Genomic DNA, 11,773 nt, shown 5'->3' on the forward strand with positions numbered 1-11,773 from the left:
ATGCATGGTGCGTTTCGCCGCCGCACCGGGTTTTCGGGCGTCGAACCATGGCCTAAGAGCCGCAGGATGCAGAACGGCGTGACGCAGTGATCGAGATATCAAATGCTGCAGCCGTAACGGCCGGGGCGGTCGTGGCTCTGTTCGTCGGGGTGAGCGCCGCAATGCTGTTCGCCGGACTTCGCGCTCGAGCCCGGGCCGCAATTCTGTTCGACGCGCATCGGCGCGCCGATGCGCTTTCCGCCAGCGCGCCCGCACAGGCGATGGTGGTGCGCGCCGATGGCCGCGTCGAACTGAGTGACAAGCTGGCGGATCTGCTGGGGCTTGAGACGGTGCCGACGCACCTGTCCGAAATCACCGGCAATGAAGCGGTGTTCGCGCCTGCGGAGGCGGCCGCGCTCGAACAGGACATAGCGGCAGCGCAGAAGGCCGCGCGCCCGTTCCGCGCGACGGTCCGTGCGCAGGGCTCTTCGCGTACCTTGCTGATGATCGGGCAGCGTGCGCCCGACGCGATCCGGGCGCCTGGCGGCGTGCTGCTCTGGGTGTTCGACGCGACCGAGGCGCAGGAAGAGGTGGCGCGTCTTTCCGGCAACGCCACGCGCTATCGCGAGGCGTTCGAGTCGCTGACCGGCCTGATCCAGTCGGCGCCGATGCCGATGTGGTATCGCGACCGCGACCTGCGGCTGGCGATGGTCAACAATGCCTATGTCACGGCGGTCAACGGCAAGGATGCCGAGGCTGTGGTCAAGGCGGGGATCGAACTGGTCGATGCGTCAGCGCCGGGCGGCCCGCTCGCCAGCTCCGCCAAGGCGCGGGAGGCGGGGCGGCCCAGGATGGTCAAGCTGCCAGCGACGATCGCGGGTGCGCGGCGGATGCTGCACATCCATGACGTGCCGCTGCCGACCGGCGGTGTCGCGGGCTTTGCGGTCGATGTCGAGGAGCTCGAGCGGGCGCGCGCCGGGATCAAGCGTGCCGAGGATGCCCAGCGCGAAATGTTCGACCGCATGTCCGCAGGGGTGGCCCAGTTCGCCGCGGACCGCAGCCTAGTCTTCTGCAACCAGCCCTTCCGGCGCATGTTCGCGATGCGCAACGAGTGGCTGGCCGACAAGCCGGAGTTCGAACGCGTGCTGGAGCGGATGCGCGAGTCCAACCGGCTGCCGGTAGTCCGCGACTTCCCCGGCTGGAAGGCCGAACGGCGCGACTGGTTCGTTGCCGACACCGCGCGCGAGGAAAACTGGACGCTGCCGGGCGGCAATCACCTGCGCGTCGTCGCCCAGCCCTTGCCCGAGGGCGGGTTGCTGCTGTTCTTCGAGGACCTGACCGAACAGGTTCAGCTCGCCAGCGCGCGCGACACGCTGCTGCGGGTTCGGACCGCGACTTTCGACAATCTGTTCGAGGCGCTGGGCGTATTCACTGCGGACGGGCGCTTGCAGCTGTGGAACAACCGCTTCCGCCAGCTCTGGGGCTTTGACGAGGCGTTCGTTTCCAGTCACCCGCGGGTCGACGCGCTGGCGCAGAAGGCGGGCAGTCTGCTCGCCAATCCCGGCCGCGCGGTGCTGATGGGCGAGCTGATCCGCGCCGCCACGGTCGAGCGACAGCAGCGCGGCGCGACGATCGAGTTCAAGGACGGTCGTTATTTCGAAGTCGCGGCAGTGCCGCTGCCCGACGGAAACGCGCTGTTCACGATGCTTGACGTCTCCGACCGCCGCCGGGTGGAGAATGCGCTGCGCGAGCGCAACGAAGCGTTGCGGGCCGCAGATCGGGTCAAGACCGCGTTCGTCGCGAACATGAGCTACGAGCTGCGCACCCCGCTCACGTCGATCCAGGGGTTCGCGGAGATGCTGCACGGCGGCTATGCTGGCGAACTCAGCGAGAGCGGCAGCGAATATACCGAGGCGATCCTCGCCTCCGTCGATCGGCTCGGTGCGCTGGTCGATGACGTGCTCGACCTTACGCGCGAGGATGACGGGGTTGCGCGCGGCAAGGTCGATCTGGAACTGGCGGCGGATGCCGCCGCCCAAGCCGTGGCACCGGCCGCACAGGCCAAGCGGATCGAGCTGGCCGTCGAAGTGCAAGGCAGCGCGGGGATCATCGAGGGTGATGCGCGGCGCATCCGCCAGACGGTCGAACATCTGCTGCGCCATGCGGTGGCGGGGACGCCGGACAAGGGGCGCGTGCTGCTGCATATCGACGGGGGCCCCAGCGGCGCGCGGATCGTCGTTTCCGATAATGGCCCCGGGATGGCGAAGAAGCTGGCCGACAAGGCGTTCGAGCGCTTCGCCCAGCCCGGCATCAGCCGCGACGGGGACCGCGCACTGGGGCTTGGCCTGCCGCTCGCCAAGCAGTTCGTCGAGGCGCATGGCGGCACCATCGAGCTGATCTCCGAGCCGGGGCAGGGAACGATGGTGATCGTCGAGCTGCCCCGTACATGATGCGGCTGGAGGATGCCGCCGCGAGCGAGGCGCTGGGTGCGCGGCTGGCCGGGCTGGCGCGGCCGGGCGACGTGATCGCACTGTCGGGCCAATTGGGCGCCGGCAAGACGAGCATCGCGCGCGGATTGCTCGCGGCGCTCGGCCTCGAGGGTGAGGCGCCGAGCCCGAGTTTCGCGATCGTCCAGCCCTATGCGCCGCCAGAAGTGCGATTTCCGGTGCTGCATGTCGATCTCTACCGCATCGATGATCCGGCCGAGACAGAGGAATTGGGGCTGGACGATGCCCGCTATGATTCGCTGCTGGTGGTCGAGTGGCCGGAGCGGTTGCCGGCGTCCGCATGGAGCGATGCGCTGTGGCTCACCCTGACGATCGAGCCGGACGGCGCGCGCGGCTTGACAGCGCAGGTGCCCGCGTCATGGAAGGACCGATGGTTCCCGACATGAATCCGCCCGCACGGGCGCCGTATTTTCTGGACGAGCTGGGCTGGGGGGATGGCGAGATCCTGCCCCTGGCCGGTGACGCGTCGTTCCGCCGCTATTTCCGCGTGCAGGCGCCTGGGCGCAGCGCGATCCTGATGGATGCGCCGCCGCCGCATGAGGATCCGCGGCCGTTCATCGACGTCGCCCGCTGGCTGGTCGGGCGGGGATTCGCCGCGCCGCGAATCTATGGTGAGGATCTGGACACTGGGCTGGTGCTGATCGAGGATTTCGGCGACGCGCGGCTACGCGAGACGGTCGATGCCGCACCCGAGAGCGAGCTGCGCCTGTATGAGGCCGCGATCGACGTGCTGGTCCGCCTGCGCGACCATGCAGCGGCCGAGGTCGCTCCCTATGACCGCGACGTCTATCAGCGCGAGGCAGCGTTGCTGACCGAATGGTATTGCCCGGCGGTAGGGTTGGACGTCGATATCGACGGCTATGTCGCGGCATGGGACCTTGTGCTGGCACCGGTGCTCGATGGCACGCCGGTAACGGTGCTGCGCGACTATCATGCCGAGAATCTGATGCTGATCGAGGGCAGCGAAACCTTCGGCCTGCTCGATTTCCAGGACGCGCTGGCGGGCCACCCGGCCTATGACCTCGTCTCGCTGCTGCAGGACGCCCGCCGCGACGTGCATCCCGATCTGGAGGCGGCGATGCTGGACCGCTATCGCCGGATCACCAGCGCGGACGAGGCGTTCTTCGACGCCTATCACGTGCTGGGCGCGCAGCGGAACGCAAAGATCATCGGCATCTTCACCCGGCTGTGGAAGCGCGATGGCAAGCCGCGTTATCCCAGCCTCTGCCCGCGTGTCTGGGGCTATCTCGAGCGCGATCTCAAGCATCCAGCGCTGGCGCCCGTTGCCGCGTGGTTCGACGCCAATATTCCCGTGCATCTGCGCGGCGACCCGATGACGGTGATAGCGTGACGACGAAGAAGACGCTTGCGTTGCGTCCGGTGCCTGGTGCGGCGGTGCCCGAAACCGCGATGGTGATGGCTGCGGGCCTTGGCAAACGGATGCGCCCGCTCACCGCGACGCGCCCCAAACCGCTGATCGAAGTGGCAGGCAAGCCGCTGATCGACCACGCGTTCGACCGGCTGCGCAGCGCCGGCGTCAGGCGTGCGGTGGTCAATGTCCATTACCTTGCCGACGCGCTCGAGGCGCATGTCACGCATCGCGTGAAGGACGTCGAAGTCGTCGTCTCGGATGAACGCAAGCAGTTGATGGAGACCGGCGGCGGCCTGGTCCAGGCGCGCGAGTTGCTGGGCGACCAACCGTTCCTGTGCGTCAACAGCGACAATCTCTGGATCGATGGCCCGATCGATGCGATTCGCCAGCTCGCGGCGGCGTGGGACGACGAGAAGATGGACGCGCTGCTGCTGCTCGTCCCGCTTGCCCGCGCGCATTGCCACCCGGGCAATGGCGATTTCCACATCGATGCCTTCGGCAAGATCACTCGCCGCCGCGCACCGGGGCGGCTCGCACCGTTCGTCTACACCGGCGTGCAGATCCTATCGCCCCGCGTGATCCGCGACTGGCCGGAGGGGCCATTCTCGACCAACCTCTTCTGGCAGCGGGCGATCGAAGCGGGTCGCGCCTATGGCGTGGTGCATCAAGGCCTGTGGTTCGACGTCGGCTCGCCCCCCGCGATTGCCGCGACGGAGGCGGTCCTGGCGGATGGGTGAGGGCCGCGGCCTCCACCTCTATTCCATCCCGCCGCACCGGGCCTTTGCCGACGCGCTCGCCCAGGGGTTGATCCGCCGCTTCGGCGGCGATCCGCTGCGGCTGGCGCGGGGGATCGTGCTGGTGCCGACCAATCGCGCGAAGAAGGCCGTCACCGACGCGTTCGTCCGTGCGAGCGGGGGCGGGCTGCTGCTGCCGCGATTGGTCGCGGTGGGCGACCCGGAGCTGGACGAGGCGGCGGGGCCGTTTCTCGACCCGGCGGATGATGACGATCCCATACCGCCAGCGGTCGATCCGCTTCAGCGGCGGTTGATCCTCGCCCGGCTGGTTCAGGCAGGACAGCCGGGGATCGATGCGGCGGAGGCGGTGCGGCTGGCCGGCGATCTCGGCCGCACGCTCGATCAGCTGCTGGTCGAGGAGATCGACCCGCGACGGATGCGTGACGTGGCCGCGGGTGAACTGTCCGAACATTGGCAGCGATCGCTCGACCTGTTCGAAATCGTCCTGAGCAAATGGCCGCAAGAGCTTGAGAAGCTTGGCCGGATCGATCTGGCCGAGCGGCGCAACCAGTTGCTCGATCGCGTGTCGGAGCGGTGGCGGGGTGATCCGCCCGACCGGTTCGTCTGCGCTGCGGGCATCACGACTTCCGCCCCCGCGATCGCACGGCTGTTGCGCGTCGTTGCGGGCCTCCCCGGAGGCATGGTCGTGTTCCCTGGCATCGACCTGGCGATGGGGGACGCGGAATGGGCGATGCTGGGGCCGTTCGAAGCGGATCCGGTTACCGGAAGGCGTAGGCGTTCGCTGGAGACCCATCCGCAATTCCACCTGAAGCTGCTGATCGACCGGATGGGCGTGCAGCGCGGCGAGATCGAGCCCTGGCGCGTCGCGACCGAGCTTGACGCGCCGCCAGCGCGCAGCAAGGCGATTGCGAGCGCGATGATGCCCGCCGAGTTGACCAGGGGCTGGAGCGACCTGCCCGCCGCCGAACGTCGGCTTGCGGAGGTCCGCGCGCTTGAAGTCGCAACCCCGGCCGAGGAGGCGCAGGCGATCGCACTGGCACTGCGCGAGGTGCTGGAGACCGAGGGGCGCACCGCAGCGCTGGTGACGCCCGACCGAGCGCTGGCGAAGCGAGTCGCCGCGCATTGCGCGCGCTGGGGGCTGGCGATCGACGATTCGGCGGGTGCGGCACTTGCCAGCCAGCCGCCGGGTACCTTGCTGCTCGCGCTTGCCGAGGCCGGCGCGCAGGCCTTCGCGCCGATGGCGCTGCTAGCATTGCTCAAGCATCCGCTGGTCGCTGCGGGCGATGGACGGCTTGGATGGCTGGACGGGGCGAGGGCGCTCGACCTCGCCCTGCGCGGCCCGCGCCCGGCGGCGGGACTGGCCGGGGTCGAGGCGCACCTCGCGGACGGCGAGGGCTATGACGCGCACATCCGGCGTTCGGCGCTGGGCTGGTGGCGTGAAGTCGAGCCGCTGCTCGCGCCGCTCGAAGCGCTCTATGCGGGCGGTGCAGCGCCCTTGACCGGTTTGCTGGCGCAGTTGCGTGAGACCGCGACGGCGTTGTGCGGGGATGGGCTGTGGGCCCGTGCTGACGGGCGTGCTGCGGCGGCGCTGCTCGATGATCTGGAGCGCGAGGCGTCGCATGGCCCGGCGCTGGTCGAGCCCGAGAGTCTTGCGGCGATGCTGCGCACGTTGATGGACGAGATCGCGGTGCGTCCGCCGCAGGGCGGGCATCCGCGGCTTGCCATCTATGGTCTGATCGAAGCGCGGTTGCAGACCGCGGATCTGCTGGTGCTCGGCGGGCTCAACGAGGGGGTGTGGCCGGGGCTGCCTGCGCCCGATCCCTGGCTCGCGCCACGCATCCGGTCCGAGCTGGGGCTGCCGGGGCTGGAGCGGCGGATCGGGCTTTCGGCGCACGATCTGGCCATGGGCCTTGGCGCGCGCGAGGTGCTGCTGACGCGCGCGAGGCGCGATGCCGGTGCGCCGACCATCGCCTCGCGCTTCTGGCTGCGGCTTGAGGCGCTGTCGGGCGGGCTGGACCGCGCGGAAGAACTGGAGGCGTGGGCGCGGGCAATCGACGATCCGGGGGCATATGAGCCCGCGTCGCGGCCCGAACCGTGCCCGCCCGCCGCTATTCGTCCTCGCGTGATCCCGGTGACCGATGTCGACCGGCTCAAGGCCGATCCCTACGCTTTCTACGCCAAGCGCATGCTGCGGTTGCGTCAGCTAGACCCAGTCGATGCCGATCCCAGCGCGGCGTGGCGCGGGACGGCGGTGCACGATGTGCTGGAGAAATGGGCGAAGCTTGACGCGTGCGACCCCGAGGCGCTCGAGCCGCGCGTACTGGCCATGCTCGCTCAGGCGCACCCGATGATGCGCGCGCTGTGGCAGCCGCGTCTGATCGAGGCGGTACGCTGGATCGTCCGCGAGATCGAGGCGCGGCCGCAACGCCGGGTGCTGGCGGTGGAGCAGGAGGGCGCGATCGACTTTGCCGGGGTGACGCTCAAGGGCAAGTTCGACCGGATCGATGCGATGGGCGACGGCACGCTGGGGGTGGTGGACTATAAGACCGGCCAGCCGCCGAGCACCAAGGCGGTGCGTGCGGGCTACAGCCTGCAATTGGGCCTGCTCGGGCTGATCGCCGAACGAGGTGGGTTCCAGGGGATATCCGGCCGCGCGAGCGCCTTCGAATATTGGTCGCTCGCGCGCAAGGGCGGCGAATTCGGCTACGTCCAGTCGCCGGTCGACGCCGCGGGCAAATACGGCAAGATGCTGCCCGATGAGTTCGTGCCGACCGCCGCCGAGAACTTCACCGAGACCGCGCGCGCCTATCTGACCGGCGATGCGCCGTTCACCGCCAAGCTTCACCCCGAATACGCCCCCTATGCGGACTATGATCAGTTGATGCGCCGCGACGAATGGTATGGCCGTGAGCGGCGCTAGCACCGGCGCGCTGCCGCCTCTGGCGGGCAATCAGGCGGCGGCGTCCAGCCCGGGCGCGAGCGTATGGCTGTCTGCCTCCGCCGGGACGGGCAAGACGCAGGTGCTGGCCGCGCGCGTGTTCCGCCTGCTGCTGCGTGGCGTCGACCCCGGCGCGATCCTGTGCCTGACCTTCACCAAGGCGGGCGCGGCCGAGATGGCGGCGCGGGTGAGCGGGCGGTTGGCGCATTGGGTGCGCGCGCCGCGCATGGAGGTATTCAAGGATCTGGAGGCGCTGGGCGAGGACGCCGACGATGACAGGATCGCGTTTGCCCGCACGCTGTTCGCCAAGGTGCTGGACGCGCCGGGTGGCGGCCTGCGCATCCAGACGATTCACAGCTTCTGTCAGACGCTGCTCTCCGCCTTTCCGGTCGAGGCGGGGCTGACGCCGGGCTTTCGCCCGCTGGAAGCGCGCGAAGAGACGGCGCTGGCCCGCGACACGTTGGCGGCGATGCTGGCGGATGCCGGGCGCGAGGGAAGGGAAGCGCTGATCGACGCGGTCGGCGCGCTCAGCCTGAGGCTGGGCGAGGGCAAGGCCGAGGCGTTCCTGCATGTCTGCGCCAAGGCGCCCGATGCGATGGCGGCGCTCCCCGCGGGCATGCAGCCGTTCCTGCGCCGGGCGATGGGATTGCCGCAGGGCGATGTGCTGGAGGAAGCCGCGCGCTGGTGTTCGGACGACGCCTTCGACGTCGAAGGGTTGCGGCGGATCGCGGATGCCAATCACGCATGGGGCACCGCGACGGGGCAGGAGAATGCTGCGGTGGCGGGCGCGTGGCTGGCGGCGGACCCTGCGGTGCGGGTGGCGATGCTGGTCGACCTGCGCAAGATCGTGCTGACGGCCAAGGACGAGCCCAAGAAGGTATCGCCCAAGCTTGCCGCGCTCGACCCGGATTACGAGACGCTGGCGGGCGAATTGGGCGAGGCATGCATCGCGGTTTCGGGGATGATCGCGCGTGCGGGCTATGCCGATCTGCTGGCGCAGGGGCTGACCGCCGGGCGCGAATATGCGGCGGCGTACCAGACCGCCAAGCGCCGCATGGGGGCGGTCGATTTCGACGATCTGATCGGGAAGACAGTGGCGCTGCTCGACCAGCCGGGCATGGGCGACTGGATCCGCTTCAAGCTCGATCAGGCGACCAGCCATGTGCTGATCGACGAGGCGCAGGACACCAATATCGCGCAATGGCGCATCGTCCGTGCGCTGGCCGACGAGTTCTTCGCGGGCGAGGGCGCGCATGGCGAGGAGGTGCGCACGCTGTTCACGGTGGGCGACTATAAGCAGGCGATCTTCGGCTTCCAGGGCACCGACCCGGTCAATTTCGCGGCGGCGCACCTGCATTTCAGCGAGCGATCGGACGGCGCGCTGGAGACGCTGTCGTTGACGCACTCGTTCCGCTCGACCGCGCCGATCCTCGAATTCGTCGACGCGGCGGTGGCGGCGCTGCCCGAGCCGGGAATGGGGACCGAGTCCGAAGCGCATGCCAGCCGCGTCGCCGGGCCGGGGACGGTGACGCTTTGGCCGCCGGTGGTGGCGGGCGGCGATCCCGAGGACGAGGAAGGCTGGATCGACGACGCGACGCGCGAGGTGGCCAACCGCATCGCGCGCCAGATCAAGGACTGGATCGGTACGCTCGAACTGGAGAGCAAGGGACGGACGCTGCGGCCCGAGGATGTGATGATCCTGGTCAAGCGGCGCGGCGAGCTCGCCTCGCTGCTGGTCGCGCGGCTGCATGCCGAGGGGGTGCCGGTCGCTGGTGTCGATCGCCTGCGGCTCAACGCCCCGCTGGCGGTGCAGGACCTGCTCGCCGCCGTCCGTTTCGCGCTCCAGCCTGACGACGATCTGTCGCTCGCCGCGCTGCTGGTCTCGCCGCTGATCGGGTGGAGCCAGGACGAGCTGATGCACGCGGCGTTGCGTGAGCGGGGCAGCCTGTGGCGGCATCTGCGCGCAACCCAAGCCGACGACAGGCTCGCGCCGCTCTACGGTCTGCTCGCGCGCGCCGACCTGATGACGCCGCATCGTTTCCTCGAGACGATTCTGTCGGGGGAGATGGACGGGCGGCGCAAGCTGCTGCGCCGATTGGGCAAGGAAGCGCTCGACCCGGTCGAGGAGCTGTTGACTGCGGCACTCGGGTTCGAAGGCTTGGCGACGCCAACCCTGCAACGCTTCCTCGACTGGTTCGATCGCGGCGATGTCGAAATCGTCCGCGATGCCGCGCAACCGCAGGATGCGGTGCGGGTGATGACCGCGCACGGTGCGAAAGGGCTTCAGGCGCCTTTGGTGATTCTGGCCGATGCCACCGCCGATCCGCAGGGGGGCAATCGAGGCGACTTCGTCAAATGGGCGCCCGAGGATCATGATGGTGCGCCGTTCCCGGTGTTTCGTCCCGGCAAGGCCGAGCGGGGCGGGCCGGTGGACGCCGCCGTGGCGCTGGTCGACGCACGCGAGCTGGAGGAGCATTGGCGCCTCTTCTACGTCGCCGCGACACGGGCCGAGGAGCGACTGGTGATCGCGGGCGCGCTGGGGCCGAAGGCCAAGGGTGAGACCCCGGGGGCAAGCTGGTATGCGGCGTCGCGCGCCGCGTTCGACGCGCTGGGCGTCGCGGAGAGCGAAGCCGAGCGCAGCTTCACCGGCCACCGCCCGCAGCCGCCGGTGGCCCGCAAGCCGCGCGAGGCGCTGGTTGCCGACGCCCGGGTGGAACTGCCCGGATGGGTGACGCGGCCCGCGCCGGCCGAGGCGCGTCCGCCACGGCCGCTCGCGCCTTCCTCGCTGGGTGAGGATCTGGTGGCCGATCCGCCGCCTGCGCCCGCGCTGCGTGCGGCGGCGGAGCGGGGGCGGCTGATCCACGCCCTGCTCGAACGCTTGCCTGCCGTTGCGGCGGAGCGGCGCGCCGATATTGCCGCGCGCTGGCTCGAGGGTGCGGGCGGCGTTGCCGATCCGGCGATGCGTTCCGAACTGGCCGCAGCTGCGCTCGGCGTGATCGCCGACCCGGACTTCGCCGAGCTGTTCGGACCGGAGGCGCTGGCCGAGGCGCCGATCGCGGCGGTGGTGGCGGGCGGGCATGTCGTGTCGGGCACCGCCGACCGGCTGCTGGTGACCGATGACGGCGTGCTGGTGGTCGATTTCAAGACTGGCCGTCGCGCGCCCGCGACGCTGGATGATGTGCCGCCCTATCATCTGCGCCAGATGGCCGCCTATGTCGCCGCGCTGGAAGTCGTCTTTCCGGGAAGACAGGTGGTCGCGGGCCTGCTCTACACAGCCGGACCGGTGCTCTATGCGTTGCCCAACGCGCTGCTCGCCACGCACAAGCCCGGCTTCGCCGCGGCGGAGCAAAGCTTGATCTGAAACGCTTGAGGGGGCGAGGGCGCCTCCCTAGGTTACAGCCAACACAAAGGAGATTTTGAAATGGCCAAGGCCGTCACCGATGCAAGCTTCGAAGCCGACGTTCTTCAGTCGGACAAGCCCGTCCTCGTCGATTTCTGGGCCGAGTGGTGCGGGCCGTGCAAGATCATCGGGCCGAGCCTGGAAGAGCTGGCCGAGGAGCTGGCCGACAAGGTGACGATCACCAAGCTCAACATCGAGGAGAATCCGGATACGCCGGGCAGCCTCGGCATCCGCGGTATCCCGACCCTGTTCGTCTACAAGGACGGGCAGAAGATCGCTCAGCAGGTGGGTATTCAGGACATCTCGACCAAGTCCAAGCTCAAGGCGTGGATCGAAAGCGTCGTCTGACCGGGTAGGGCGGTCGTTCGCCCTGCGCATTGTAGCGAAAACGGGCGGAGCCATTGCGGCCCCGCCCGTCTTCTTTTCAGTCATCAGTAGCGGCGGCCATATCGGTCATAGCGATCGTATCGGTCATGGCGGTCCCGCCAGCGCCGGTCGCGGCGATCGTCCCAGCGATTCCAGCGATCATGATCGCGATAGCCGGCCCGGGCGCGCGAAATCTCGCGGCGACACTCGCGCAGTTCGCGACGATATTCGTAGCGATTGCGGGCGTGGCGCAGTTCGCGCTGGCATTCGCGCTGCTCCTGGCGGACCTCGCGGTGACGGGAGCCGTAATATTGCGCGTTTGCCGGAGCGGTGGTTGCGAGCACGCTGGCGCCCAGCGTCGCTGCTAGAATCAAGATTCGCATGTCTGCTCTCCAAGATCATACCCATCCGGGGACGGGCGACGATTCTGGATACGCCCTCGGGTCTGAACCCGCG

8 protein-coding genes are annotated in these 11,773 nt (G+C 69.1%); 7 read left to right on the top strand and 1 reads right to left on the bottom strand.

Annotated elements, in window-relative coordinates; genetic code table 11:
* Positions 1-86: 86 nt before the first annotated feature.
* The 7 genes from BDW16_RS19850 to trxA are packed head-to-tail and all read left to right on the top strand — an operon-like array spanning position 87 to position 11,299.
* Positions 87-2,429 carry a sensor histidine kinase gene (locus tag BDW16_RS19850; protein ID WP_066581156.1) on the top strand — a complete coding sequence of 781 codons (2,343 nt, stop codon included), beginning with the start codon at positions 87-89 and terminating at the stop codon, positions 2,427-2,429.
* On the top strand, positions 2,429-2,872 hold the full coding sequence (tsaE, locus tag BDW16_RS19855) for a tRNA (adenosine(37)-N6)-threonylcarbamoyltransferase complex ATPase subunit type 1 TsaE (RefSeq protein ID WP_066581204.1): 444 nt from the start codon (positions 2,429-2,431) through the stop codon (positions 2,870-2,872). Before BDW16_RS19850 ends, tsaE begins: the two co-directional genes overlap by 1 nt.
* Entirely contained in the window at positions 2,869-3,837 is a 969-nt protein-coding gene (locus BDW16_RS19860) for an aminoglycoside phosphotransferase family protein (RefSeq protein ID WP_174532079.1), read from the top strand. The genes tsaE and BDW16_RS19860 overlap by 4 nt, the downstream gene beginning before the upstream one ends.
* 59 nt (positions 3,838-3,896) lie before the next feature.
* Positions 3,897-4,595: a nucleotidyltransferase family protein gene (locus BDW16_RS19865; protein WP_083954438.1), complete on the top strand. Its 699-nt coding sequence runs from the start codon at positions 3,897-3,899 to the stop codon at positions 4,593-4,595.
* Positions 4,588-7,533: a double-strand break repair protein AddB gene (addB, locus tag BDW16_RS19870; protein WP_066581141.1), complete on the top strand. Its 2,946-nt coding sequence runs from the start codon at positions 4,588-4,590 to the stop codon at positions 7,531-7,533. The genes BDW16_RS19865 and addB overlap by 8 nt, the downstream gene beginning before the upstream one ends.
* On the top strand, positions 7,514-10,912 hold the full coding sequence (addA, locus tag BDW16_RS19875; protein WP_066581140.1) for a double-strand break repair helicase AddA: 3,399 nt from the start codon (positions 7,514-7,516) through the stop codon (positions 10,910-10,912). The genes addB and addA overlap by 20 nt, the downstream gene beginning before the upstream one ends.
* 60 nt (positions 10,913-10,972) lie before the next feature.
* On the top strand, positions 10,973-11,299 hold the full coding sequence (gene trxA / locus BDW16_RS19880) for a thioredoxin (protein ID WP_066581138.1): 327 nt from the start codon (positions 10,973-10,975) through the stop codon (positions 11,297-11,299).
* A gap of 83 nt (positions 11,300-11,382) precedes the next feature.
* Here the strand turns inward: trxA and BDW16_RS19885 are convergent, their stop codons facing one another.
* Positions 11,383-11,700: a hypothetical protein gene (locus tag BDW16_RS19885; protein ID WP_066581136.1), complete on the bottom strand. Its 318-nt coding sequence runs from the start codon at positions 11,698-11,700 to the stop codon at positions 11,383-11,385.
* Between the last annotated feature and the right edge of the window lie 73 nt (positions 11,701-11,773).

It is taken from the genome of Sphingomonas koreensis (assembly GCF_002797435.1).
Classification (GTDB): Bacteria; Pseudomonadota; Alphaproteobacteria; order Sphingomonadales; family Sphingomonadaceae; genus Sphingomonas; species Sphingomonas koreensis.